Source organism: Pseudomonas sp. GW458-11-26-14-LB4 (genome assembly GCF_059423925.1).
The window spans coordinates 76,672-101,824 of sequence record NZ_JBWKYU010000005.1 but is presented as its reverse complement, the minus strand read 5'-3'; the positions used below and the strand labels follow the sequence as shown (position 1 = coordinate 101,824).

General features: G+C 61.6%; 19 protein-coding genes and 1 pseudogene. 2 read left to right on the top strand and 18 right to left on the bottom strand.

Features of this window, described 5'->3' with window-relative positions:
- Window positions 1-49: 49 nt before the first annotated feature.
- From AC07XZ_RS08710 to arcD (AC07XZ_RS08655), 12 genes are all read right to left on the bottom strand, one after another.
- Window positions 50-538 (bottom strand): RDD family protein, encoded by a 489-nt coding sequence (locus tag AC07XZ_RS08710; RefSeq protein ID WP_102687255.1) that lies wholly within the window; start codon window positions 536-538, stop codon window positions 50-52.
- 96 nt (window positions 539-634) lie between these two features.
- Window positions 635-847 carry a cold-shock protein gene (locus AC07XZ_RS08705; protein ID WP_007951194.1) on the bottom strand — a complete coding sequence of 71 codons (213 nt, stop codon included), beginning with the start codon at window positions 845-847 and terminating at the stop codon, window positions 635-637.
- 404 nt (window positions 848-1,251) lie between these two features.
- Entirely contained in the window at window positions 1,252-2,376 is a 1,125-nt protein-coding gene (gene gcvT, locus AC07XZ_RS08700) for a glycine cleavage system aminomethyltransferase GcvT (protein ID WP_102687256.1), read from the bottom strand.
- A 93-nt stretch (window positions 2,377-2,469) separates the two neighbouring features.
- The gene (locus AC07XZ_RS08695) at window positions 2,470-3,846 is read right to left on the bottom strand and encodes an L-serine ammonia-lyase (RefSeq protein ID WP_007951192.1); all 1,377 of its coding nucleotides are present in this window, start codon (window positions 3,844-3,846) and stop codon (window positions 2,470-2,472) included.
- A 75-nt stretch (window positions 3,847-3,921) separates the two neighbouring features.
- Complete coding sequence (gene gcvP, locus AC07XZ_RS08690) at window positions 3,922-6,774, bottom strand: aminomethyl-transferring glycine dehydrogenase (RefSeq protein ID WP_102687257.1); 2,853 nt, start codon at window positions 6,772-6,774, stop codon at window positions 3,922-3,924.
- 10 nt (window positions 6,775-6,784) lie between these two features.
- On the bottom strand, window positions 6,785-7,168 hold the full coding sequence (gene gcvH, locus AC07XZ_RS08685; RefSeq protein WP_102687258.1) for a glycine cleavage system protein GcvH: 384 nt from the start codon (window positions 7,166-7,168) through the stop codon (window positions 6,785-6,787).
- Between the two features lie 306 nt (window positions 7,169-7,474).
- Window positions 7,475-8,983 carry a transcriptional regulator GcsR gene (gene gcsR, locus AC07XZ_RS08680; RefSeq protein ID WP_085745196.1) on the bottom strand — a complete coding sequence of 503 codons (1,509 nt, stop codon included), beginning with the start codon at window positions 8,981-8,983 and terminating at the stop codon, window positions 7,475-7,477.
- A gap of 259 nt (window positions 8,984-9,242) precedes the next feature.
- The gene (locus AC07XZ_RS08675) at window positions 9,243-9,605 is read right to left on the bottom strand and encodes a DUF5064 family protein (RefSeq protein WP_011335628.1); all 363 of its coding nucleotides are present in this window, start codon (window positions 9,603-9,605) and stop codon (window positions 9,243-9,245) included.
- Window positions 9,606-9,667: 62 nt separating this feature from the next.
- On the bottom strand, window positions 9,668-10,597 hold the full coding sequence (gene arcC, locus AC07XZ_RS08670) for a carbamate kinase (RefSeq protein WP_007951187.1): 930 nt from the start codon (window positions 10,595-10,597) through the stop codon (window positions 9,668-9,670).
- 162 nt (window positions 10,598-10,759) lie between these two features.
- Window positions 10,760-11,770: an ornithine carbamoyltransferase gene (locus AC07XZ_RS08665; RefSeq protein ID WP_011335626.1), complete on the bottom strand. Its 1,011-nt coding sequence runs from the start codon at window positions 11,768-11,770 to the stop codon at window positions 10,760-10,762.
- Between the two features lie 69 nt (window positions 11,771-11,839).
- The gene (arcA, locus tag AC07XZ_RS08660; RefSeq protein WP_102687259.1) at window positions 11,840-13,096 is read right to left on the bottom strand and encodes an arginine deiminase; all 1,257 of its coding nucleotides are present in this window, start codon (window positions 13,094-13,096) and stop codon (window positions 11,840-11,842) included.
- Between the two features lie 34 nt (window positions 13,097-13,130).
- On the bottom strand, window positions 13,131-14,558 hold the full coding sequence (gene arcD, locus AC07XZ_RS08655) for an arginine-ornithine antiporter (protein WP_102687260.1): 1,428 nt from the start codon (window positions 14,556-14,558) through the stop codon (window positions 13,131-13,133).
- Window positions 14,559-15,008: 450 nt separating this feature from the next.
- Here arcD (AC07XZ_RS08655) and arcD (AC07XZ_RS08650) point away from each other — a divergent pair, with 450 nt between their 5' ends.
- Together arcD (AC07XZ_RS08650) and AC07XZ_RS08645 are read left to right on the top strand one after the other, a co-directional pair.
- Window positions 15,009-16,436 (top strand): arginine-ornithine antiporter, encoded by a 1,428-nt coding sequence (gene arcD / locus AC07XZ_RS08650; RefSeq protein ID WP_007951183.1) that lies wholly within the window; start codon window positions 15,009-15,011, stop codon window positions 16,434-16,436.
- A complete protein-coding gene (locus AC07XZ_RS08645) occupies window positions 16,433-17,284 on the top strand; it encodes a DNA-3-methyladenine glycosylase family protein (RefSeq protein ID WP_102687261.1) in 852 nt (283 codons plus the stop codon). The genes arcD (AC07XZ_RS08650) and AC07XZ_RS08645 overlap by 4 nt, the downstream gene beginning before the upstream one ends.
- A 230-nt stretch (window positions 17,285-17,514) precedes the next feature.
- Here AC07XZ_RS08645 and AC07XZ_RS08640 read toward each other — a convergent pair whose 3' ends face one another.
- From AC07XZ_RS08640 to AC07XZ_RS08615, 6 genes and pseudogenes are all read right to left on the bottom strand, one after another.
- Window positions 17,515-18,864, bottom strand: coding sequence for a CoA transferase (locus tag AC07XZ_RS08640; protein WP_102687262.1), 1,350 nt, complete (start codon window positions 18,862-18,864; stop codon window positions 17,515-17,517).
- 38 nt (window positions 18,865-18,902) lie between these two features.
- A complete protein-coding gene (locus tag AC07XZ_RS08635) occupies window positions 18,903-19,658 on the bottom strand; it encodes a methyl-accepting chemotaxis protein (protein ID WP_371320921.1) in 756 nt (251 codons plus the stop codon).
- 102 nt (window positions 19,659-19,760) lie between these two features.
- Window positions 19,761-20,768, bottom strand: a pseudogene (locus AC07XZ_RS08630) (methyl-accepting chemotaxis protein); the annotation flags it as partial.
- A 453-nt stretch (window positions 20,769-21,221) separates the two neighbouring features.
- Complete coding sequence (locus AC07XZ_RS08625) at window positions 21,222-21,617, bottom strand: YbaN family protein (protein WP_102687263.1); 396 nt, start codon at window positions 21,615-21,617, stop codon at window positions 21,222-21,224.
- Window positions 21,618-21,780: 163 nt separating this feature from the next.
- Complete coding sequence (locus tag AC07XZ_RS08620; protein WP_085709644.1) at window positions 21,781-22,377, bottom strand: biliverdin-producing heme oxygenase; 597 nt, start codon at window positions 22,375-22,377, stop codon at window positions 21,781-21,783.
- Window positions 22,378-22,488: 111 nt separating this feature from the next.
- Window positions 22,489-25,074, bottom strand: coding sequence for a TonB-dependent receptor (locus AC07XZ_RS08615; RefSeq protein WP_102687264.1), 2,586 nt, complete (start codon window positions 25,072-25,074; stop codon window positions 22,489-22,491).
- Between the last annotated feature and the right edge of the window lie 79 nt (window positions 25,075-25,153).

Below are 25,153 nucleotides of genomic sequence, written 5' to 3'. Positions count from 1 at the left end.
GCAAACAAAAACGCCCCGATTGGATCGGGGCGTTTTTGCATCTGGAGGATTATTTGGTTTTCTTCGGGATTCGCACGAGCTGCGTGTCGGAGTAGATGTCATGCCAGGCGCGTTTCTGTTTATCGAACAGCGACCAGAAGAAACCCAGGCCCAGACACAGCCACGACGCAATCGACACCATGAACCGCAGTAACGCCTGCCACAGGCTGATCGCCGTGCCATCGGCGTTCTGCACGCGGATGCCCCAGACCTGCATGCCCAGGGTCTGCCCGGCGTGAGTCCAGAACTTGGCGAAGAAGCCGAACAACACCAGCAGCAGCACCGTGGAGTACAGCGGATCGCCATCCAGCTGCCCGGCGTCGGTCAGAACCCGCAGACGCTCCTCACCGATGATCACGGCCTGGATCATCTTGTAGACGCCACCGGTCACGATCAGCAGGGCGGTGCACAGCAGAAAGTCATAGAACATCGCTGCCAGACGACGGCCGAGGCCGACGGCGGGGAAATCGCCCTGGGGAGTGAGCAGGTGTTTCGACATGGCAGCCTCTGGACGGGAAGTGAAGCGCCATTTTACGGATTTGCGCCCACAAAAAAGCCCCTGATATCAATATCAGGGGCTTTTTCGTAACAGAAATCAGGCTTCTGCGATGACTTCGTCAGCTTGCATGCCTTTCTGGCCTTGCACTGCAACGAAGGTCACTTTCTGGCCTTCTTTCAGGCTCTTGAAGCCGTTGCCCTGAATGGCGCGGAAATGCACGAACAGATCCGGACCGCTTTCTGGAGTGATAAAACCAAAACCTTTCTCGTCGTTAAACCACTTGACGGTACCGCTCTGACGTGTGGACATTTCTTATTTCCTTTGACGCATAAATTGATGACAGTCTCCTTCTCATGAAAGAGTACTGGGGCTGGTTGCAGGAGAGTAAGAAGACGTCGAACGGGATGTAGCTAACTTGTAGGCTACTGCCCAGGTCACGATTCCAAGCTGACCCATGCAAACACAGTGGACAAACTCTACGCCAACTACGGGAGAAAAAACAAGCCCCGCGAAGGCCCCGGTTTTCCTGCGCTTGCTGGCACTTAGTCGGTCCACTAGTCCGGCTTATTCGATTGGCTTGTTCAATTGTTTTCGAACGTTATAAGCCAAGTTCATATTCGAATCGAATGTAAACGGAGTGCACTGTTTTATGGCGATCGCGTTACACATTAGTGCACGCATAACGCAATCGCGTTACTTATAGAAACAGTCAATCAACCGCGATAGTAGCGTTGTGGAACAAATGGCATTTTGCTTACAAGCAATGGCACCTTTTTCCCACGAACAATCGCCCAAACTGGCGTGTCGAGTGCGACGTAGGCGCTGTCCAGGTAACCCATGGCCAACGGACCGCCCAGGGTCGGGCCGAAACCGCCGCTGCACACGCTGCCGACGATTTCGCCAGCGTCGTTGACGATCTCTGCACCTTCACGGACCGGCGTACGCTCTTGCGGCAGCAGGCCGACGCGTTTGCGCTGAACGCCGTTGTGCTGTTGAGCGAAGACCTGTTCTGCACCCGGGAAACCACCGGCACGTGCACCATCGGCACGCCGAGGCTTGGAGATTGCCCACAGCAGGCTGGCTTCGATCGGGGTGGTCTCGGTGTTCATGTCGTGGCCGTACAGGCACAGGCCGGCTTCCAGGCGCAGCGAGTCACGGGCGCCGAGGCCGATGGCGGCGACTTCCGGTTCGGCCAGCAGGGCGCGGGCGAGTTTTTCTGCGTCGGCTGCCGGAACCGAGATTTCGAAACCGTCTTCACCGGTGTAGCCCGAACGGCTGACAAAGCAGTCAACGCCCAGCAGCTTCACGCGGGTGAATTGCATGAAAGTCATTTTCGCCACTTCCGGCGCCAGGCGCGCCAGCACGGTCACGGCAGCCGGGCCTTGCAGGGCGAGCAGGGCGCGTTCTTCGAACAGTTGCTCGATCTTGCACTGGTCGCCGATGTGTTTCTGCAGATGGGCCAGGTCCTGGTCCTTGCACGCGGCGTTGACCACCAGGAACAGCTCGTCATTGCCGAGGTTGGCGACCATCAGGTCATCGAGGATGCCGCCGGTTTCGTTGGTGAACATCGCGTAGCGCTGCATGCCCACCGGCAGGTCGATGATGTCCACCGGCACCAGGGTTTCCAGGGCTTTGGCGGCATTGGCGCCGGTCAGGCGGATCTGGCCCATGTGCGAGACATCGAACAGCCCGGCCTGCTCACGGGTGTGCTGGTGTTCTTTCATCACGCCCAGCGGGTATTGCACCGGCATGTCGTAGCCGGCGAACGGCACCATGCGGGCGCCGAGTTCGATGTGCAGAGCGTGCAGCGGGGTTTTCGACAGTTGTTCGGTGGACATGCGTGACTCCTTGATTCACACCAACCCTCTCCCGGAGGGAGAGGGGGCCAGTTTTGTGTTCTCTCCCAAAGGGAGAGCGAGTTTATGGCGCGATCAGCACTCGATAATGTTGACCGCCAGACCGCCACGGGCGGTCTCCTTGTATTTGCTTTTCATGTCGGCGCCGGTCTGGCGCATGGTGCGGATGACCTTGTCGAGGGAGACGAAGTGCTGCCCGTCTCCGCGCATGGCCATGCGCACGGCGTTGATCGCCTTGACCGAACCCATGGCGTTGCGCTCGATGCACGGCACCTGCACCAGCCCGCCAATCGGGTCACAGGTCAGGCCGAGGTTGTGTTCCATGCCGATTTCAGCGGCGTTTTCGACTTGTTGCACGCTGCCGCCAAGGACTTCGCACAACGCGCCGGCCGCCATCGAACAGGCCACGCCGACCTCGCCCTGACAACCGACTTCGGCACCGGAGATCGAGGCGTTTTCCTTGTACAGAATGCCGATGGCCGCGGCGGTGAGCAGGAAGCGCACCACGCCGTCATCGTTCGCACCGGGAATGAAGCGCATGTAGTAATGCAGCACCGCAGGGATGATCCCCGCTGCGCCATTGGTTGGTGCCGTGACCACGCGCCCGCCGTTGGCGTTTTCTTCGTTGACGGCGAGGGCGTAGAGGTTGACCCAGTCCAGCACCGACAGCGGATCGCGCAGCGACGATTCCGGGTTCTTGCACAGTTGCCGGTGCAACGCCGCCGCCCGCCGCTTGACCTTGAGCCCACCCGGCAGGATGCCTTCGTTGCGACAGCCGGCGGCCACGCAGTCCTGCATCACTTGCCAGATTTTCAGCAGGCCGGCGCGGGTTTCCGCTTCCGGGCGCCAGGCGCTTTCGTTGGTCAGCATCACCTGGCTGATCGACAGCCCGTAGGTGGCGCAGTGACCGAGCAAGTCCTTGGCACTTTTGAACGGGAAGGTCAGCGGGGTGGCGTCTTCGACGATCCGGTCGGCGCCGGCCGCGTCTTCGTCGACCACAAACCCACCGCCGACCGAGTAGTACTCGCGGCTGCGGATCTGCAATCCCGCCGCATCGAAGGCGCGGAAGATCATGCCGTTGGGGTGATAGGCCAACGGCTTGCGGATCATTGCCAGGTGTTCTTTCTCGTTGAACGCAATGCTGTGTTCACCGAGCAGGTTCAAACGCCCGTTGCCACGAATCTCCGCGAGACGGGCGGCGACGGTTTCGGTATCCACGGTGTCCGGGTGTTCACCTTCCAGGCCCAGCAGCACGGCCTTGTCGCTGCCGTGACCCTTGCCAGTGGCGCCGAGGGATCCGTACAACTCGACCCTGACGCTGGTGGTGGCCGACAACAGGTTTTCCCGACGCAGGCCTTCGACGAAGCGCGCAGCTGCGCGCATCGGGCCGACGGTGTGGGAGCTGGAGGGGCCGATGCCAATCTTGAACAGGTCGAACACGCTTAACGACATGGTTGTTCTCCGGTTTCTTGTTATAGGCACATCAGGCACGCATGAAAGGGGCGGGCTAACCCGCCCCTTTACAGGTCAAGCGTAGCTTTCGATCGACGGGCAGGCGCAGACCAGGTTGCGGTCGCCGAACACGTTGTCGACGCGACCGACCGGCGGCCAGTATTTGCCTTCGATCAACGACGCCACCGGGTACACCGCCTGTTCGCGGCTGTACGGGTGAGTCCACTCGCCAACCAGTTCCGCTGCGGTGTGCGGAGCGTTCTTCAGCGGGTTGTCGTCCTTGTCCAGGGTGCCGTTTTCCACTGCGCGGATTTCTTCGCGGATGCGGATCATGGCGTCGCAGAAGCGATCCAGTTCTTCCTTGGATTCGCTTTCGGTCGGCTCGATCATCAGCGTGCCGGCCACCGGGAACGACATGGTCGGGGCGTGGAAGCCGAAGTCGATCAGACGCTTGGCGACGTCATCGACGCTGATGCCGCTGCTGTCTTTCAACGGACGCAGATCCAGAATGCACTCGTGCGCCACCAGACCGTTGCTGCCGGTGTACAGCACCGGGTAGTGCTCTTCCAGGCGACGGGAAATGTAGTTGGCATTGAGGATCGCCAGTTGCGAAGCGCGTTTGAGACCTGCGCCACCCATCATGCGAATGTACATCCAGGTGATCGGCAGAATGCTCGCGCTGCCGAACGGTGCTGCACAGACCGCGCCTTCCTTGCGTTCCATGTGGCCGTGGCCCGGCAGGAACGGGGTCAGGTGCGACTTGACGCCGATCGGGCCGACGCCCGGGCCGCCACCGCCATGCGGAATGCAGAAAGTCTTGTGCAGGTTCAGGTGCGACACGTCGCCGCCGAACTTGCCCGGTGCGCAGAGGCCGACCATCGCGTTCATGTTGGCGCCGTCGATGTACACCTGGCCGCCGTTGTCATGAATGATGCCGCAGATTTCGCGGATGCCTTCTTCGAACACGCCGTGGGTCGACGGGTAGGTGATCATCAGCGCCGCGAGGTGTTCGCGGTGCTCGATGGCCTTGGCGCGCAGGTCTTCGATGTCCACGTTGCCACGGGCGTCGCACGCGGTCACGACCACGCGCATACCGGCCATGTTGGCGGTCGCCGGGTTGGTGCCGTGGGCGGACGACGGGATCAGGCAGATGTCGCGACGGTCTTCGCCACGGCTCTGGTGATAGGCGCGGATCGCCAGGAGACCTGCGTACTCACCTTGGGAACCGGCGTTCGGTTGCAGCGAGATCGAGTCGTAACCGGTGGCGGCACAAAGCATCGCTTCCAGCTCGTCGGTCAGTTGCTGGTAACCGGCGCTTTGCTCGGCCGGGGCGAACGGGTGCAGGGCGCCGAATTCGGCCCAGGTCACCGGGATCATTTCGCTGGCAGCGTTGAGTTTCATGGTGCACGAACCCAGCGGGATCATGGTGCGGTCCAGTGCCAGGTCCTTGTCCGCCAGTTTGCGCAGGTAGCGCATCAGCTCGGTTTCCGAGTGATAACGATTGAACACCGGGTGGCTGAGGATTGGCGACTGACGCACCAGCGCGGCTGGAATCGTGCTTTGCGCGGCAGCGGCCAGCGCAGCGAAATCCGGCAGGGTCTTGCCGTCGGCGAACAGGCCCCACAGGGTTTCGATGTCGGCCTGGGTGGTGGTTTCGTCGACCGACAGGCCCAGGCGCTGGGCATCGATCACCCGCAGGTTGATCTGTTGGGCGCGAGCCTTGTCGTGCAGCGCGGCAGTTTGCGCACCGGTGGCCAGGGTCAGGGTGTCGAAGAAGCTGGCTTGCTCGACGGTCACGCCCAGTGCGCTCAGGCCCTTGGCCAGGATCGCGGTCAGGTGATGCACGCGGTTGGCGATCTGGGTCAGGCCTTTCGGGCCGTGATACACGGCGTACATGCTGGCAATGTTGGCCAGCAGCACTTGCGCGGTGCAGATGTTCGACGTGGCTTTCTCGCGGCGGATGTGTTGCTCGCGGGTCTGCATCGCCAGACGCAGGGCCGGTTTGCCGAAGCGGTCAACCGAAACACCGACCAGACGGCCCGGCATGTCGCGCTTGAACGCATCTTTGGTGGAGAAATAAGCCGCGTGCGGGCCACCGAAGCCCAGCGGAACGCCGAAACGCTGGGCGCTGCCGATCGCCACGTCCGCGCCGAACTCGCCCGGCGGGGTCAGCAGGGTCAGCGCCAGCAGGTCAGCGGCCACGGCCACCAGTGCGTTGGCGGCGTGGAAGCGTTCGGTCAGTTCGCGGTAGTCGAACACATCACCGTTGCTGGCCGGGTATTGCAGCAGCGCGCCGAAGAACGGCGTCACGTCGGTCAGTTCGCGTTCATCGCCCACGACCACGTCGATGCCCAGTGGCTCGGCACGGGTGCGCAGTACGTCGAGGGTTTGCGGGTGGCTGTGGATCGAGGCGAAGAATTGGTGGCTGCCCTTGTTCTTGCTCAGGCGTTTGCAGAAGGTCATGGCTTCGGCAGCGGCGGTGGCTTCGTCGAGCAGGGAGGCGTTGGCGATCGGCAAGCCGGTGAGGTCGCTGATCAGGGTCTGGAAGTTCAGCAGCGCTTCGAGACGGCCCTGGGAAATCTCCGGCTGGTACGGGGTGTAAGCGGTGTACCAGGCCGGGTTTTCCAGCAGGTTGCGCAGGATCGGCGATGGCGTATGGCAGTTGTAGTAGCCCTGGCCGATGTAGGTCTTGAACAGTTGGTTCTTGCCGGCGATGCCTTTGATCATCGCCAGGGCATCGGCTTCGCTCAGGCCGTCGTCGAGGCCGAGCACGCTGGTGCCCTTGATGCTTTCCGGGATGACGCTGGCGCTCAGGGCTTCGAGCGAATCGAAGCCGAGGCTGTTGAGCATGGCTTGCTCGTCACCGGCGCGCGGGCCGATGTGACGGGCGATGAATTCGTTGGCAGTGCCGAGATTTACTTGGGTCATGTCAGGTTCCTCAGGCTTCGGCTTGGGCTTTGATCAGGCGGTCGTAGGCGTCCTGATCCAGCAGCTTGGAGACGGCGGAAGCGTCGGCTGGCTTGAAGCGGAAGAACCAGCCTTCGCCCAGCGGATCTTCGTTGACCAGCTCAGGGCTGTCTTCCAGGGCCGGGTTGGTGGCCAGGACTTCACCGTCCAGTGGCATGTAAACGCCGCTGGCGGCTTTTACCGATTCCACGGTGGCGGCTTCGGCGCCTTTCTCGTACGCCTGCAATTCAGGCAGTTGCACGAACACCACGTCGCCCAGGGCGTTCTGCGCAAAAGCGGTGATGCCAACGGTGACAGAACCATCGGCTTCGGCGCGCAGCCATTCGTGATCTTCAGTAAAACGCAACTCGCTCATGGAATCTCCTAGGGGCCAGACTCGTCTGGTGGACGCGGTGGAATACTCGGGCGGCAATGCCCTGATTTTATGAGCGGTTACTTAGCAAGAACGCGGCCAACGTAAAAATATCTTTATAAATCAATGGCTTGATTGATTTGTGGACAGGCGCCATCACGTTGACTGTAGCGAAATCGCTACAGCGTGAGGCGAAGAAAAAAGCTGAACCGGATCAAAGCCTTGCACAGCGGTGATCGGAGTAGGGTGTAGCGATATCGTTCCGCTGTAGCGCTTTCAGTACAGATGGAGGTCGTTTTTGGCGCGGTCTCAGGCTTTGTCCGGAATCCCGTACTTGCGCAGCCGATGGGCAATTGCGGTGTGCGAGGTTTGCAGGCGGCTGGCCAGTTGGCGGGTCGAGGGATAGCTGACGTAGAGTTTTTCCAGCAGCGATTTCTCGAAGGCTTCGACGGCTTCTTCGAGGCTGTCGACGTCGGTGTCGGTCTGGCGTGCCACGGAGGTGCCGGCGATATCGAGGTCGCCGATGTCCACCAGGCTGCTTTCGCAGATGGCGGCGGCGCGGAAGATCACGTTCTGCAATTGCCGCACGTTGCCCGGCCAGCGGTTGCCGAGCAGCGCCGGGTAGGTGCCCGGTGCGAGGCGGCAGACCGGGCGCTGGATCTGCGCGCAGGCCTGCTGCATGAAATAGCGCGCCAGCAACAGAATGTCCTGACCGCGTTCGCGCAACGGCGGCACTTCAACGTTGAGCACGTTGAGGCGGTAGAACAGGTCTTCGCGGAACAGGCCTTCGCTGACCATTTTTTCCAGGTCGCGGTGGGTCGCGCTGAGGATCCGCACGTTGACCTTTACCTCACGATCGCCGCCGACCCGACGGAAGCTGCCGTCATTGAGAAAACGCAGCAGTTTGGCCTGCAAGTACGGCGACATCTCGCCGATCTCGTCGAGGAACACCGTGCCCTGGTTGGCCAGTTCCATCAGCCCCGGTTTGCCGCCGCGTTGTGCGCCGGTAAAGGCGCCGGGGGCGTAGCCGAACAGTTCGCTCTCGGCGAGGTTCTCCGGCAGGGCCGCGCAGTTCAGTGCGAGGAATGGCGCGCTGTGCCGGGCGCTGATGGCGTGGCAGGCGCGGGCCACCAGTTCTTTGCCGGTGCCGGTTTCGCCCTGGATCAGCAGCGGCGCATCGAGGGCCGCGACGCGCTGGGCGCGGGCCTTGAGGGTGCGGATTGGCGGCGATTCACCGAGCAGCGCATCGAAACCTTCGGCGTGATCGTGATGCAGCGCCGAGAGTTGTTCGCCGATGCGGTTCGGCTGATACAGGGTCAGCAGCGCGCCGGCGTCGGTGATCGGCGTGGCGTCGAGCAACAGGGTCTGGCCGTTGACGGTGATTTCTCGCAGCGGCAGGCGGAAGCCTTGTTCGAGCAGGGTTTCGAGCAGGCCCGGATCGTTGAACAGTTCCGAAACGCTTTCACCCGCTGGCTCACGGCCGTACAGGGCGATCAGTGCCGGGTTGGCCAGCAGTACCTTGCCGGCGCTGTCCAGCGCTAGTACCGGGTCGGTCATTGCCGCGAGCAACGCGTCGAGCTGCAAGTGCCGACGCTGGCCGGGGAGGATGTCGACCACGGTTACTGCTTCTACACCACGCACGCGAAACAGCGCATCTTTCAGTTCTTCGAGCACTTGCGGGCTCAAGGTCGGGGCGTCGATGTAGACGTTGGGCGGGATCATCTCCACCGCATCCAGATTGAGATTGCGCCCACCGAGGATAGCCAGGACTTCCTGGGTGATGCCGACGCGGTCGATGAAGCTGACGTGGATACGCATGGGGCGGTTCTGGGTTCTGGAGTGCGAGGGGGGCAAGTATGCCTTAAATCAAAAGCACCCTCACCCCAGCCCTCCCGAAGCGTCGGACCGCCCGGAGGGAGAGGGAGCTGACCGAGGTGTCTGAGGTTTGACATCGACCTGAAAGAACCAGTCGATTATGGATTCGGTAAAGCAGGTTCAGGTCGGCGTAACTCTGAAATATCCCCGGATCAGTCCCCTCTCCCTCCGGGAGAGGGTTAGGGTGAGGGGCTTTTGGGGGTTACTCGAAATGCTCGGGATTGACCGGATCCCCGGATTTCATATTCAACTTCATGCGGATGTCTTCAAACATCAGGTCGTAATGCTTGTGCACCGAGCCGATCTGGCTGTGGCTCTTGGGGATCCCGTACTTTTCGGCGATCTGCGTCACGTTACGAGCGAAGTTATAAGCTTCCTCCTTGGGCAGAAAGAACGGTTCGTTGACCTCTTTGCCCTGCATGCTGCCATGCAGGGTGAACTGTATCCCTTTGCCTTTCTGGGGATCGGTGAACACTTCATAGTCGAGGTGCACGTTGTAATTGACGTCGTCGTCAGTCAACGCATGCCGCTCAATATGCAAATGACCGGGTTCGAACTGGGCCATGGGTTTCTCCTTTCAAGGCATGGGAGAAGGGCAGACATGAAGTCTGCCCCCGGAGTTTCTTTTTATCGGTAGGTGATGCCCGGCGCTGCCGTGCTGACCCGCGTACCGGCGGTGCCCTGGACGATGGCTTCGATGTCCGAGAGCGAACCGATCACCGCGACCTTGCCAGTATGGCGTGCAAATTCACAGGCTGCCTGCACCTTCGGCCCCATGGAGCCGGCGGCGAAGCCCAGGCGTTCGAGTTCGTCCGGGTGGGCCTGGGCGATGGCTTTCTCGGTGGGTTTCTTGAAGTCGATGTACGCCGCGTTGACGTCGGTGGCGATCACCAGCAAGTCCGCCTCCAGCTGTTCGGCCAGCAGCGCCGAGCACAGGTCCTTGTCGATCACCGCTTCGATGCCTTGCAGCTTGCCGTGAGCGCCATACATGGTCGGGATGCCGCCACCACCGGCGCAGATCACGATGCTGCCCTTGTCCAACAGCCACTTGATCGGGCGGATTTCAAAGATGCGTTTCGGCCGCGGGCTGGCCACCACACGGCGGAACTTGTCGCCGTCCGGGGCGATGGCCCAGCCTTTTTCAGCGGCGAGTTTTTCTGCTTCGGCCTTCTCGTAGACCGGGCCGATCGGTTTGGTCGGATTCTTGAAAGCCGGGTCGTTGGCATCGACTTCGACCTGGGTGAGCAGGGTGGCGAACGGGACTTCGAAGTCCAGCAGGTTGCCCAGTTCCTGTTCGATGATATAGCCGATCATGCCTTCGGTTTCGGCACCGAGCACGTCCAGCGGGTAAGGGGTGACGGAAGTGTAGGCCGCCGCCTGCAACGACAGCAGGCCGACTTGCGGACCATTGCCGTGGGCGATGACCAGTTGGTTGCCGGGATGGATCTTGGCGATTTGCTCGGTGGCGATGCGGATGTTGGCGCGCTGGTTGTCAGCGGTCATCGGCTCACCACGGCGGAGCAGGGCGTTACCGCCCAGAGCTACGACGATACGCATGGTGCATGTCCTTTTTTCGTGTTGATCGCTGATCGTTCCCACGTCGAGGCGTCGAACCGTCCGCGTGGGAATGCCGCCACGGACGCTCCGCGTCCGCTGTGACGCAGAGCGTCACCGGATGCATTCCCACGCGGGAGCGTGGGAACGATCATCTTCAGCCAGTTACAGGTCTGCCAAAGTCGACACCAGAATCGCCTTGATGGTGTGCATGCGGTTTTCCGCTTGCTCGAAGGCGATGCAGGCAGGCGACTCGAACACGTCGTCGGTCACTTCGATGCCGTTTTTCAGGTGTGGATACTGTTCGGCGATCTGTTTGCCGACCTTGGTATCGCTGTTGTGAAACGCCGGCAGGCAGTGCATGAACTTGGTGCGCGGGTTGCCGGTGGCTTTCATCAGCTCAGCGTTGACCTGATACGGCAGCAGTTGCTGGATTCGCTCGGCCCAGGCTTCCACCGGCTCGCCCATCGATACCCAGACGTCGGTGTGGATGAAGTCCACGCCTTTGACCGCCGCTTTCGGGTCTTCGGTCAGGGTGATGCGGGCGCCGCTTTCCTCTGCGTATTTTTTGCAGCGATCGACCAGATCGTCGTGCGGCCACAGGGCTTTCGGCGCGCAGATGCGCACGTCCATGCCGAGTTTGGCGCCGATCAGCAGCAGCGAGTTGCCCATATTGTTGCGCGCGTCGCCCAGGTAGGCGTAGCTGATCTCGTGGATCGGCTTGTCGGCGTGCTCACGCATGGTCAGCACGTCGGCAATCATCTGGGTCGGGTGATATTCATCGGTCAGGCCGTTGAACACCGGCACGCCAGCGAACTTGGCCAGTTCTTCGACGATTTCCTGCTTGAAGCCACGGTACTCGATGGCGTCGTACATGCGACCCAGCACGCGGGCTGTGTCCTTCATGCTTTCCTTGTGGCCGATCTGCGAGGAATTCGGGTCGATGTAGGTGACGTTGGCGCCCTGGTCATAAGCGGCGACTTCGAACGCGCAGCGGGTGCGGGTCGAGGTTTTTTCGAAGATCAGGGCGATGTTGTTGCCCTTCAGGTGTTGTTGCTCGGTACCGGTGTACTTGGCGCGCTTGAGGTCGCGGGACAGGTCGAGCAGGTAACGCAGCTCACGTGGGGTGTGGTGTTCCAGGCTGAGCAGGTTACGGTTGTGAATGTTGAACGCCATGATGATTCTCCTTGGATTCGGTAATCGGCCCGGCCGCTACGGGATAGGTGCGGCCGGGAAGATGGTCGTTTAGTAGTCGATTGGGTCGCGGATGATCGGGCAGGTCATGCAGTGGCCGCCGCCACGGCCACGGCCCAGTTCGCCGGCGCTGATGGTGATGACCTCGACCCCGGCCTTGCGCAGCAGAGTGTTGGTGTAGGTGTTGCGGTCGTAGCCGATGACCACGCCCGGCTCCACGGCCACCACGTTGTTGCCGTCATCCCATTGCTCGCGTTCGGCGGCGAAGCTGTTGCCGCCGGTTTCGACGACGCGCAGTTTCGGCAGATTGAGGGCTTGGGCCACGACGTCGAGGAACGTGCCTTCTTCGCGACGGATGTCGATGCCGCCCTGTTTGCTTTCGTCAGGGCGCAGGGTGAAGGCGACGATCTGGTTCACCACTTCCGGGAAGATCGTGACGAGGTCGCGGTCGCAGAAGCTGAACACGGTATCGAGGTGCATCGCCGCGCGAGACTTCGGCAGGCCGGCGACGATGACTTTTTCCACGGCCTTGTTCTTGAACAGGTTCAGCGCCAGTTGGCCGATGGCCTGACGCGACGAGCGCTCGCCCATACCGATCAGCACCACGCCGTTGCCGATTGGCATGACGTCGCCGCCTTCGAGGGTCGAGCTGCCGTGATCCTTGTCCGGATCGCCGTACCAGATCTCGAACTCGGCGTTGGTGAACTGCGGATGGAATTTGTAGATGGCGGTGGTCAGCAGGGTTTCCTGACGACGCGCCGGCCAGTACATCGGGTTCAGCGTCACGCCACCGTAAATCCAGCAGGTGGTGTCGCGGGTGAACTGGGTGTTCGGCAGCGGCGGCAGAATGAAGCTGGAGTGGCCGAGGAAGTCGCGGAACATCTGGATGGTCTTGCCACCGAAGCTGTCCGGCAAGTCGTCGGCGGACACGCCGCCAATCAGGAATTCGGCGATGTGTCGCGGCTCCAGGCTTTTCAGCCAGGATTTGACTTCGTTGATCAGGCCCAGGCCCACCGAATCGGCGGTGACCTTGCGCTCGAGGATCCAGTCCAGCGCTTCGGGGTTGGCGACGATGTCGGTCAGCAGGTTGTGCATTTCCAGCACGTCGATCCCGCGCTCACGCATCTTGGTCACGAAGTCGAAGTGGTCGCGCTTGGCCTGAGCGACCCACAGCACGTCGTCGAACAGCAGTTCATCGCAGTTGTTCGGGGTCAGCCGCTGATGGGCCAGACCTGGGGAGCAAACCATGACTTTGCGCAGTTTGCCGGCTTCGGAATGGACGCCGTACTTAACTTTTTCCGTGGTCATTTCAGTGATCCTCCAGAGAGAAAACGTTGGGCAATTACAGAGTCAGGAAGCCGTCATACAGTCCGTAGGCTGCCACCAGGGCGCCCACGACCACTGCGGCGAAAATCAGCTTCTCGACGTTGGTGAAAACCGGTTGTTTGAGTTCGAGCTTGGCCTTGGCGAACAGGATCGCGCCGGGGGCATAGAGCAGGGCCGACAGCAGCAGGTACTTCACGCCGCCGGCGTAGAGCAGCCACACCGCATAGATCAGGGCGATGGCGCCGATGATCAGGTCCTTGCGCCGTTCGGCCGCGAAGCCTTCGTAGCTTTCGCCGCGCACCGCCAGCAGCAGGGCGTAGGCCGCCGACCACAGGTACGGCACCAGAATCATCGAAGTGGCGAGGTAGATCAGCGACAGGTAAGTGCTGGCCGAGAACAGGGTGATGATCAGGAACAGCTGCACCATCGCGTTGGTCAGCCACAGGGCGTTGACCGGCACGTGGTTGGCGTTCTCCTTGCGCAGGAACTCCGGCATGGTGTGGTCCTTGGCAGCGGCGAACATGATCTCCGCGCACAGCAGCACCCACGACAACAGCGCCCCCAGCAGCGAGATGATCAGACCGACGCTGATCAGCACCGCGCCCCAGTGACCGACCACGTGTTCCAGCACGGCGGCCATCGACGGGTTCTGCAGTTTGGCCAGTTCCGGCTGGGTCATGACGCCCAGCGACAGCACGTTCACCAGCACCAGGAACAGCAGCACGGTGATGAAACCGATCACGGTGGCCTTGCCGACGTCCGAACGTTTTTCCGCCCGGGCCGAGAAGATGCTCGCGCCTTCGATGCCGATGAACACCCACACGGTGACCAGCATCATGTTGCGCACCTGGTTCATCACGCTGCCCAGATCCGGGTTTTTCACGCCCCAGATGTCAGCGGTGAAGATGTCCAGTTTGAAGGCGAAGATCGCGATCAATACGAACAGCAGCAGCGGCACGACCTTGGCGACGGTGGTCACCAGGTTGATGAACGCCGCCTCCTTGATCCCGCGCAGCACCAGAAAGTGCACGCCCCACAACAGGACAGAGGCGCCGATCACTGCAGCAACGGTGTTGCCTTCCCCAAAAACCGGAAAGAAATACCCGAGGGTGCTGAACAGCAGAACGAAGTAACCGACGTTGCCCAGCCAGGCACTGATCCAGTAACCCCAGGCCGAGGAGAAACCCATGTAATCGCCGAAACCGGCCTTGGCGTAGGCGTAGACACCGCCGTCCAGGTCAGGCTTGCGATTGGCGAGGGTTTGAAAGACGAAAGCGAGGGTGAGCATGCCGACAGCGGTGATGGCCCAGCCAATCAGAACCGCGCCGACGTCGGCACTGGCCGCCATGTTTTGTGGCAAAGAGAATATCCCGCCACCGATCATTGAGCCGACTACCAATGCAACCAGTGCACCTAGTCGTAGTTTTCCGGGAGCTTCAGACATTGCATGACTCCATTGCAGGAGAGAAGAGTTCACAGCGTAGTTCTGTTGGCTATTCAAACAGCTGACTTAGATCAGTGCATGGTCACATTCCATTGTTAATGAATGACTTATGAAACGTCTGGAGGCATAAAGCTATTGTCTGGAAAGCCCGTCCTAGAGGCCTTTTGTCCGAAGTGGTTAAGAATGGATCCTATTACTTTCGAATTATCACGCTAGTTCCTTTTCAGGTTTTGGCAAATTTTTCACCGCTGTTTTCAGTACAGAATTGATTTATTAGGATTCGCGCACAAAACTGTCTGAGCGTGCTAGGGCGTTAGCGCCAATGGCTATATATAAAGGGCGCAAGTTGGCGTTATTCAATAAACGTCATTACGCTTTATCCATTTAGTTAAAAGCCGGTTGCATAACGGTTTCGCGGCATTCGCCGCTCTGGAACTTGGAGACGCTGGAATGTCGCAACCGACGCAAAAGCTGCGCCTTGGCGCATTGATCGCCCTGGTGGTGGGTTCGATGATTGGCGGGGGGATTTTTTCCCTGCCGCAGAACATGGCGGCCCGGGCCGATGCCGGCGCCATCCTGATCGGTTGGGGCATCACGGCGATCGGCATGCTCACCCTGGCCTTCGTGTTCCAGACCCTGGCCAACCGCAAACCGGAACTGGACTCCGGCGTGTATGCCTACGCCAAGGCCGGGTTTGGCGACTACATGGGGTTTTCGTCCGCGTGGGGTTACTGGATCAGCGCCTGGCTGGGCAACGTCGGGTATTTCGTGTTGCTGTTCAGCACCCTCGGCTACTTCTTTCCGGTGTTCGGCCAGGGCAACACGCCGATTGCCATCGGCTGCGCCTCGGTGCTTTTGTGGGCCGTGCACTTTCTGGTGATGCGCGGAATCAAGGAGGCGGCGCTGATCAATCAGTTGACCACCGTGGCCAAGATCATTCCGTTGATCATGTTCGTGGTCATCGCCGCCGTGGCCTTCAAGGCGGACGTGTTTACCCGCGACATCTGGGGCCGCAGCAACCCGAATTTCGGCGGCGTGATGGATCAGGTGCGCAACATGATGCTGGTCACCGTGTTCGTGTTCATCGGTATCGAAGGCGCCAGTGTTTACTCGGCACGGGCGGAGAAGCGCTCGGATGTGGGCCGGGCCACGGTGATCGGTTTCATCGGTGTGCTGGCGCTGCTCGTGCTGGTCAATGTGTTGTCGCTGGGGATCATGAGCCAGCCGGAACTGGCGACCTTGCAGAACCCGTCGCTGGCCGCCGTACTGGAACACATCGTCGGGCCATGGGGCGCACTGCTGATCAGCGTGGGCCTGGCCATTTCGTTGCTCGGTGCGTTGCTGTCGTGGGCGCTGTTGTGCGCGGAGATCCTGTTCGCCACCGCCAAGGACAACACGATGCCGGCGTTCCTGAAGAAGGAAAACGCCAACCATGTGCCGGTCAATGCGTTGTGGCTGACCAACGTGATGATCCAGATTTTCCTCCTGATCACGCTGTTTTCCGCCGGCACTTACACCAGCCTGATTTACCTCGCCTCCTCGATGATTCTGGTGCCGTATCTGTGGTCGGCAGCCTATGCGGTGTTGCTCAGCGGACGGGGTGAAACCTATGAACATGCCTCCGCCGAACGCACCAAGGATCTGCTGATCGGCGGCATCGCGCTGTGTTACGCGGTGTGGCTGTTGTATGCCGGCGGGGTGAAATACCTGCTGCTGTCGGCGCTGCTGTATGCGCCGGGGGTGATTCTGTTCGCCAAGGCCAAACATGAGCAGGGCGAGCCGCTGTTCACCACGCTCGAGAAGGGGATTTTCACCTGCGTGATCGCCGGGGCCGGGCTCGCGGCGTATGGGTTGTACAGCGGCGTGTTGTCCCTGTGAGATTGCGGCTCGACTATCAGGGATCCTGCGACTGGCCGGCGATGCTCGGGTTTCTCGCGGCCCGGGCGGTGGCGGGAATGGAGACGGTGGTCGATGGCGTGTATTCGCGCAGCATCGGGTTGAACGGGTTTCACGGTACGGTTTCGGTCCGGCCCGGTGACGGTGATGCGCTGGAGGTGGAGCTGGATTTCCCGGATCCGTCGGCGGTTCCCGAGATTGTTGCGCGTTTGCGACGGATGTTTGATCTGGATGCGGATCTACCCACGATGCAGCGGCATCTGGCGGTAGATCCGCTGCTGGCGCGGCTGATCGCCGAACGGCCGGGGTTGCGGGTGCCGGGGGCGTGGGATGGTCTGGAACTGGCGTTTCGCGCGGTGCTGGGGCAGCAGATTACGGTGGTCGCGGCGATTCGGCTGGCGGGGAAACTGGTGGCGCAGTATGGCGAGCCTCTGCGTTCTTCAGTGCCGGGCCTGACTCACGTCTTTCCTCAGGCAAAGGTTTTGGCGAACGCTGATCTGGCGGCGCTGGGCATGCCGAAAAGCCGCGGGCGGACCTTGTCCGGGGTGGCGCAGGCGTCATTGGACGATCCGCTGCTGTTTGCCTCCGGGACGGCGCGGTTGCTGGCGCTGCACGGGATTGGCGACTGGACGGCGCAGTACATTGCCCTGCGCCAGTTGCGGGATATGGACGGGTTTCCGACCGGGGATGTGGGATTGCTGCGGGCGTTGGAGGTGTTGGAAGGGGAGCGGATGACGGCGCGGGAGTTGTCTGTTCGGGCAGAGGCCTGGCAGCCGTTTCGGGGGTATGCGGCGCAGGTGTTGTGGGCGTCTTTGAGTCGCTTTGACTGAGTTTTTCGTTTTCGACTTGAAACCCATGCCCTCACCCCAGCCCTCTCCCGGAGGGAGAGGGAGCCGATTGGGGGATATTTGAGAAGTACACCGACTTGAACGTTCTGCATCGAATCCAAAATCGACTCGATCTCTCAGGTCGATGCATGGCGCCAGGCAACTCGGTCGGCTCCCTCTCCCCCCGGGAGAGGGCTGGGGTGAGGGCAGCAGTCTCAAACCATGCACAAACCTTAAATCCACTGCGGACGATGCGACCCCAACTCAGTTGCCGGCAAAACCCACTGCAGAGGCGTCCCGCTAATCTTCAGCGGGGCTTGAAGCCGATGCGCCGGCCCCCACGGTGTCTGCTCCACCAGCGAGCTTTGATCCTGTGGATTTTCCGGACGCAACGTTTCGTCCGTCCCAGCCCCACGCTCAACCAACAACTTCGCCGTCCGCGCCAGCGACAACCGTGCCGATCCACCTCGACCACTGCGTAACCGTTCAGTCAGCAACCGAATCACACTCGCCGCCATCAGATACCCCGTCGCATGATCCAGCGCCTGTACCGGCAGCGGTGCCGCTTTGTCCGCTTGCTTCCAGCGCTGTCCGGCCTCGGCAATCCCGCTGCTCATCTGCACCAGACTGTCGAAGCCCCGACGGTTCTGCCACGGGCCGCTCCAGCCGTAGGCGTTGAGGCAGACATCGATCAGCCCCGGCGCCAGTTGCCGGCGGCGTTCGACGCCGAAGCCGAGATGTTCAAGGGCGTCGGCGCGATAGCCGTGCAGCAGAATGTCGGCATCCTTGAGCAAACCTTCAAACACTGCGCGATCCGCCGGCTCATGCAGATCCAGTCGCGCACAACGTTTGCCGAGGGTCACTTCCGGCACCACGCCGGGTTCATTCCAGGTCGGCGGGTCGATGCGCAGCACGTTGGCGCCCAGCCCTGCAAGAAAGCGGCTGGCGGTCGGGCCGGCCAGTACGCGAGTCAGATCGAGCACCTTGAACCCGGCCAATGGCCGCTCCACCGAGCCTTGCCAGGGTTGATGACTTACGTCTTTCTCATCACTGAAATGCACCAAGGGTTCGGCATTCACCGCCAGCCCTTGGGGATGCTTCTGCCACTGTTCCCAGCTGCGCATTTCAGCCGCACAGCCCTTGGCCTCGACCACCGCTCGCTCCAGATCGGCACTGGCCCACTGCGCGACTTTCGCCGCCATTGCCGCGCGGTCGGCACAGGCACCGAGCACGCGTTCAGCGGCGGCGCGGTGATGCGGGGCGTTGGTGTGCAGGCGGATCCAGCCGTCTCGGGTTGCGTAGTCGCCGGCCACCGGATCCCACAGCGGCGGCACTTCCCAGCCGATCGGTCGCAGCGAGGTGGCGAACCAGAACGAGGCGAGGCGGCGGTCGACTTCTACAGTGGGCAAGTCGCCGGTTTGCTGCTGAAGGAGTTCGGCGACAGCTTGCCCGGCAACGGCAATGCTCGCGCAGGCAAGGTCGGTGACGGCAAACGCTGAGGGCAGGGCGCCCTCGGCGGTGAACGGAATCGGTGTGGGGGACAAGCCGAGCGCGGCTTGAATGGACGTGAGCAGATCAGTCATCGAAGGCCCTCCGGAAGAGGGCCTGATCATAGATCAAATCAGACGCGGAACTGATCCATCAATTTCATCTGCTGGCTGGCCAGGGCGTTGAGTTGGCTGCTGATCGCCGCCGATTCGGTGGCCTGTTCGGTCAGGGTTTCGGTGACGGTGCGGATCGCCGAGACGTTGCGGTTGACCTCTTCGGCCACGGCGCTTTGCTGTTCGGCGGCGCTGGCGATTTGCAGGTTCATGTCGCTGATCACGGTGACCGCGTCGCTGATCTTGCCGAGGGCGTCCACGGCCTGGCGGATCTGCCCGGCGTTGTTGTGGGCCTGGGTCTGGCTCGAATGCATGGTCGCGACCACGCCACGGGTGCCGGTCTGGATGCGCTCGATCACCACGCGGATTTCTTCGACCGAATCCTGGGTGCGCTTGGCGAGGTTACGGACTTCATCTGCCACCACCGCAAAACCACGACCGCTTTCACCGGCACGGGCCGCTTCGATCGCGGCGTTCAGCGCCAGCAGGTTGGTCTGCTCGGCAATGCTGCGGATCACTTCCAGCACCGAACCGATCTGCTCGCTGTTGACTGCCAGCTCTTCGACTTCGGTCACGGCTTTGCTGACTTCATCGGCCAGTTGGTTGATGTCGCGGGTGCTGCGCTCGATGATCGACATCCCGTCCTTGGCCGACTGGTCGGCACCCTTCGCGGCGTTGGCCGCATTCGAGGCGCTGTTGGCGACGTCGTGGGCGGTGGCGCTCATTTCGTTGGACGCGGTCGCCACCTGATCGATCTCGCGGAACTGCACCTGCATGCCTTCGCTGGTCTGGCGGGCGATTTCCGACGACTGATCGGCGGTGCCACGGGCTTCGGTGATGCTCTGTTTGATCTGGGCGATGGTCGGTTGCAGCTTGTCGAGGAAGCGGTTGAACCAGTTCACCAGCTCGCCCAGTTCATCTTTCTTGGTGTAGTTCAGGCGCTGGGTCAGGTCGCCTTCACCGCTGGCGATGTTCTTCAGCATCTCGGCAACGCTGTTGATCGGACGGGTCACACCGGAGGCGGTGAGCCAGATCAGCAGCAGACCGATCAGGCCTGCGATCACGGCCACCGCCAATGCGGTAATCGTGCCGGTTTGCTGCGCGTCGTCGAGCACTGCCTGGAGCTTGACCGAGTCGGCCAGCAGCACTTGTTTCGGCAGGTCGATGACCACGCCCCAGGCCTTGGAGTCGGCAATCGGGTTGACCGGATACACGGCGCGGATCAGGTCGCCCCGCTCGAGAATCTTCGGTGTGCCGGCACTCAGCAGTTGCAGCACGTCCTTGCCCTCGGCGCCGAGGGTGTCGCCGATGCTCTTGCCGACCTTGCCGGCATCAGCGCTGTAAGCACCGAGCACGCCGCTGCCGGAGACGATCAGCATGTGCCCGGCGCTGTTGAACAGGTCACGCTGAGAGTCCACGGCCGCCGCTTGCAGGGCGTCGAGGGCGATGTCGACACCGACCACGCCGATGGCCTTGCCGTCCACCAGCAGGGGCACGGAAATGGTGGTCATGAGCATTTCCTTGCCGCCCACGGTGTCGGCGTAAGGGTCGAGCAGGCAGGTGCGCTTGTTGTCGCGAGGGCAGGTGTACCAGCTGTTATAGGGCGTGCCGCTGAGGCTGAGGGTGGTCTTGGTCATGTCTTCTTCGACCATGATCGTGTTCAGCGCAGAACCGGCGGCGCGGCTCCAGTAGGTGGCGAAGCGCCCGGCTTCGTTGGACTGGCGCGCGGCGTCGTTGACGAACTCGCTGTCCTTGCCGTCCAGCCCGTTCGGTTCGAAGGCCAGCCAGATGCCGAGCACCTTGCTGTTGCGCTCGAACGCAGTCTTCAGGCTCAGGTTCAACTCTTCACGCAAGGCGCCGGCGTCCAGCGAACGCTTGGCGGCCATGACGCGCATGTCCTTGATCTGATCGGCCAGTGCGGTGATCACCAGCAGGCTTTCGCCGAAGGTTTTCTGCACTTGCACGGCCTGTTCGGCAGCCTTGGCCTGCAGCAGGTCCTGCACGCTGGCGGTGAGCATCTTGCTGCTCGACTGGCTGACCAGTTCGTCGTTCTGGTTGGTCTGGTAGATGTTGATGCCGACGATCAGCGCAACCACGCCGAGCAGGCACAGGCCGGACAGCAGGACGATTTTCAGGCGAATGGACAGAGAGTCGAACATGGGGCGTTCTCGCGAATGAATGAACTGTTGGCTGCGGGGCAGGGAGGTGCCCGATTCGCCAAATCCATTCAGCGCCATTCAATGCTCATCGGCGCGGGGCGAGGGCGCATGAGCGGCATGCCGACGAACGGTCATGGCTAAACGTTTGCGCGGGTAAAAGCCCTGAAAACAAGGGAAAAATCAGGAAATCTTCGGCAACGCTTCCGGTCGTGACCAGATCCACAGGTTGCCCAGGGTCATGCCTGCAATCGCCAGATAAATCGGCCAGCCGTGATCGAGCATCACCAGCATCAGCGTGGCGCACAGCAACATGCTGACCGTGGCGCTGACCTTGGCCTTGCGGGCGATGATCTTGCCGTTGCGCCAGTTGCTCAGGATCGGGCCGAACAGCCGATGGTTTTCCAGCCAGGCACTCAGGCGCGGCGAACTGCGGGTCGCGGCCCAGGCGGCGAGCAGGATGAACTCGGTGGTCGGCAGGCCGGGCACGACGATGGCGATCAGGCCGATGCCGAGACTGACATAGGCGAGCAGACCGAACAGCAGGCGGGCGAGTCGGGAGGAGGCGGGTTGGGGCATGGGCTCGAAGTGCGTGAGGCGAAACGGGGATTCTACAGACTTGCTCGGTTCCCATGTGGGAGCGAGCCTGCTCGCGATGGCGGTATATCAGTCGATATCTGAATTGAATGTCAGGCCGCAATCGCTAGCAGGCTAGCTCCCACAATGGGCAGTCGGTGTCGCTTCAGGCCGGTTCGGCTTCTGTGGCGTAAGCCTGTTCCAGCAGCACCGTGAAGCGGTTGAATGCATCAATCGCGCCTTGCTCCACTTCGGCTTCCTCTTCAGCGCTGAATTGCAGCGAATCGAGGGTGCGCACAAAGCTCTTCCAGCCTTCAGCGCGACCGCCTTCAGGCTCGCCCAGGTGACGGGCGCCAAAGGTTTCGCTCAGCTCCAGCGCCACCGCACGTTTGATCAGGAACGCAGCGCCGAGCTTGGAACCTTCAGAGACGAAGATCCAACCCAGGGCGCGGGCCTTGCTCGGGTTTTTCACCGCGCCGGCGACTGGCGCAGGCACTTCGGTGTCCAGGTCGGCGAGGTCGGCTTTTGCCGCTTCGGCGCGGCAGCGGGCCGGCAGGTCAGGGACGATGGCGGTCAGTTCGGCATCGTTGTACAGCGACACCAGCTCCGACTGGAACAGGTACTGCGCGACCACGAAGCGGGCGAAATTGGCGCGAGTCTCGAACGGTGCGTGGGCCTTGACCAGTGCATCGAGCTTGCTGTGCGGCTCGTGGGTGATCTGGTTCAGGCGTTGCGAACGCAGGGCTTTTTCCGGGGTGCTCATGAGATGTCCTTGAAAAGAAGAGGCGCTTGATAACGAGACGTACGGGCAAGCGCCGGACAGTAAAAAAACCTCACGACGCGGCAAGGCGTGCGCGCCGTGAGGTCATCCGGATCAGATATCCCAGACCAGGTTGATCGCGAAGTTGCGACCCGGCTGGGTCAGGCGATCGAGGTTGGCCGGTTGTGTCACCGAAGCTTCGCCGACGCTGTCGTAACCGCGCACGTCATCCCACAGCCAGTATTTCTTGTCGGTCAGGTTGTAGATGCCGCCGCTGACGGTGACGTCGTCGGTGACCTTGTAATAACCGGCCAGATCGAGAATGCCGAAGCCCGGCGACTTGAACTGGCTGCTGACGCCGTCCGGCGACTTGAAGTTGCTGTCGTCGACGCGATCCTTCTTCTTGACCACGGTCCAGCTCAGCAGGCCGCCGTAGTTATCTTGGTCGTAACCGAGGCCGAACACGCCGGTCAGCGGGTTGACGCTGTTCAACGGCTCGCCGTTGTCGTTGTTGCGTCCGTAGGCGTAGGAGATCGAACCCTGGGTGTACAGGCCTTGCGGCGCACCGAAGGAATCCAGATTCAGGCGACCTTTGACTTCGGCACCCTTGATGGTGGCGTGCTTGATGTTGCTGGACTGGAACGTCAGCTCGCTGTAGCCCGGGGTGACAGCGTCTTCGTTGATGAAGTCGCGGTACTTGTTATAGAACACCGCCACGTCGAATGAGCCTTGCTCGAAGTTGCCGCGCAGACCGGTTTCATAGCTTTTGCTCTTTTCCGGTTCCAGATCCGGGTTCGGCGCCACGTTGTAGCCGGTGGTGCTGTTCTCGAAGCGGCCGTACAGCGCTTTCGCAGTCGGTGTGCGGAAGCCTTCGGCGTATTGGCCGTACCAGGTGTAGTTGTCGGTCAGTGCGTAGGTCAGGCCGAATTTCGGCGAAACTTTATGCCAGGTCTTCTTCTCGTCGCTGACCGTGCCGTTGCCGTCGGCTGCCACGGTGTTGAGGAATTCCTGGGTGATGTGCGGCTTGAGCTGGGTGTAGTCGTAGCGCAGGCCTGGCAGGAAGGTCCAGTTGTTCCAGCTGATCTGATCCTGGGCGAACAGGCTGTAGGTGTTGATGGTCGGGTCCGGGAAGTCACTGGATTTTTTCAGCACGTCGGCTGCGCTGGTGGCGCCGATGGCGGTGCAGCCGCGACCGACCGCCAGGCACTTGCCGTCGCCGCTGCGCGAGCCGGTAACTTTCTGCTGCTTGATTGTGGTGCCGTAAGTCAGCACGTGATCGGTGTCACCGATGGCGTATGCCTTGTCCAGTTGCGCGTCGAAGACCCACTGTTTCTCTTCGTAGATCGTGTCGCGGGTACGCAGCACTTTGCGGGTGATCGGGTAATAGAACTCGTCGGTGCTCTGGTCGGTCTTGGCGGTCTGGTGGTTGAGGCTCCACTTCACGTTGTCCGCCAGCAGGCTGTCGAGCCCGAAGCTGTGCTCCAGGCCGAAACGTTCGCGGGTAATGGTGTCGTTGCCGGTACGCCACTGGTACATGCCGCCGGGCAGCACGCTGTTCGGGATCGTCGGGGCGCCGTTGAAGTAAGGGCCGCCGTAGGCGCTTTTCTGATCGGTGTCGCGATCGTCCTTGTACTTTTCGTAGGTCAGGCCCAGGCGCGAACCTTCGTTGTAGTTCCAGCCGATCTTGGCCAGCACGTTGGTGGCTTTCACGTCTTCCGGGTTGGCGGCTGTGCGCTCAAGACCGGTGCCGTTGTTGCTGCCGTAGGAATCGGTTTCATGACCGTCGCGCTGGCTGTAGTGCAGCAAGCCGTCGAACTGGTCGGCGCGACCGGCGACGGTGGCGGATTTCAGCCAGCTCTCGTCGGCGGAGCTGTAGCCGGTTTTCAGGCGGGCACCGACGTCTTTGCCGGGCTTGATGATGTCGTCCGGGTCGAGGGTGTAGTAGCTGACGGCGCCGCCGATGGCGTTGCTACCGTACAGCACCGAGGCCGGGCCACGGAGGATCTCGACGCGTTTGACGATTTCCGGATCGACGTAATTGCGCTGGGTCTTGGCGTACGGACCGTTGAAGAAACCGTCCGGCACTTCGACGCCGTCGACCTGAGTCAGGATGCGGTCGCCGTCGATGCCGCGAATGTTGTAGCCGCTGATCCCGCCACGCTGGCCGGCGCCGCCCACGGATACGCCCGGCTCGTAGCGCACCAGATCCTTGATGGTGTTGACGTTGTTGCGGTCCAGATCCTGACGGGTCTGCACGGTGACAGTGGCCGGCACGCTGTTGATCGACTGTTCCTGACGGGTGGCGCTGATGGTCACCTGGTCGAGGTTAAGCGCGCCGCTGCTGGCGCGTTTTTCCAGCACGACGTTGTTGTTGCTCAGTTTGCGGAAGCTCAGGTTGGTCCCCACCAACAGACGCTCCAGGGCTTTTTCCGGTGGCAGCGAACCGCGCACGCCCGGCGACGACACGTCCTGCCCCAGTTCCGCCGGCAAACCGACCTGCCAGCCGGTGACCGCGGTGAACGCATTGAGCGCCGACACCAGCGGCTGCTGGGCAATGGCGAACGAGTAGTCGCCCATGTTGCGCGTCGGCTGTTCGGTGGCGGCCATCAGCGGCGCGGTGCCGGCCATCAGAATGGCGGCGGTCAGCAGCGACAGCACGCGGGAAGGGGAAGAAGTCTGGCGGGTAAGGCGAGAGGACATCGATAGCGCTCCGTGTCGCACGAATCTTTATAGGTGCTGATTGATCTCGCGAGATGCGAATCAATTGCATTGGCTATAA

Coding starts and splice junctions, on each gene's coding strand:
- AC07XZ_RS08710 (WP_102687255.1), bottom strand. CDS start 538: ATGTCGAAACACCTGCTCACTCCCCAGGGCGATTTCCCCGCCGTCGGC.
- AC07XZ_RS08705 (WP_007951194.1), bottom strand. CDS start 847: ATGTCCACACGTCAGAGCGGTACCGTCAAGTGGTTTAACGACGAGAAA.
- gcvT (WP_102687256.1), bottom strand. CDS start 2,376: ATGTCCACCGAACAACTGTCGAAAACCCCGCTGCACGCTCTGCACATC.
- AC07XZ_RS08695 (WP_007951192.1), bottom strand. CDS start 3,846: ATGTCGTTAAGCGTGTTCGACCTGTTCAAGATTGGCATCGGCCCCTCC.
- gcvP (WP_102687257.1), bottom strand. CDS start 6,774: ATGACCCAAGTAAATCTCGGCACTGCCAACGAATTCATCGCCCGTCAC.
- gcvH (WP_102687258.1), bottom strand. CDS start 7,168: ATGAGCGAGTTGCGTTTTACTGAAGATCACGAATGGCTGCGCGCCGAA.
- gcsR (WP_085745196.1), bottom strand. CDS start 8,983: ATGCGTATCCACGTCAGCTTCATCGACCGCGTCGGCATCACCCAGGAA.
- AC07XZ_RS08675 (WP_011335628.1), bottom strand. CDS start 9,605: ATGGCCCAGTTCGAACCCGGTCATTTGCATATTGAGCGGCATGCGTTG.
- arcC (WP_007951187.1), bottom strand. CDS start 10,597: ATGCGTATCGTCGTAGCTCTGGGCGGTAACGCCCTGCTCCGCCGTGGT.
- AC07XZ_RS08665 (WP_011335626.1), bottom strand. CDS start 11,770: ATGGCGTTCAACATTCACAACCGTAACCTGCTCAGCCTGGAACACCAC.
- arcA (WP_102687259.1), bottom strand. CDS start 13,096: ATGACCACGGAAAAAGTTAAGTACGGCGTCCATTCCGAAGCCGGCAAA.
- arcD (WP_102687260.1), bottom strand. CDS start 14,558: ATGTCTGAAGCTCCCGGAAAACTACGACTAGGTGCACTGGTTGCATTG.
- arcD (WP_007951183.1), top strand. CDS start 15,009: ATGTCGCAACCGACGCAAAAGCTGCGCCTTGGCGCATTGATCGCCCTG.
- AC07XZ_RS08640 (WP_102687262.1), bottom strand. CDS start 18,864: ATGACTGATCTGCTCACGTCCATTCAAGCCGCGCTCGGCTTGTCCCCC.
- AC07XZ_RS08635 (WP_371320921.1), bottom strand. CDS start 19,658: ATGCAGGTGCAGTTCCGCGAGATCGATCAGGTGGCGACCGCGTCCAAC.
- AC07XZ_RS08625 (WP_102687263.1), bottom strand. CDS start 21,617: ATGCCCCAACCCGCCTCCTCCCGACTCGCCCGCCTGCTGTTCGGTCTG.
- AC07XZ_RS08620 (WP_085709644.1), bottom strand. CDS start 22,377: ATGAGCACCCCGGAAAAAGCCCTGCGTTCGCAACGCCTGAACCAGATC.
- AC07XZ_RS08615 (WP_102687264.1), bottom strand. CDS start 25,074: ATGTCCTCTCGCCTTACCCGCCAGACTTCTTCCCCTTCCCGCGTGCTG.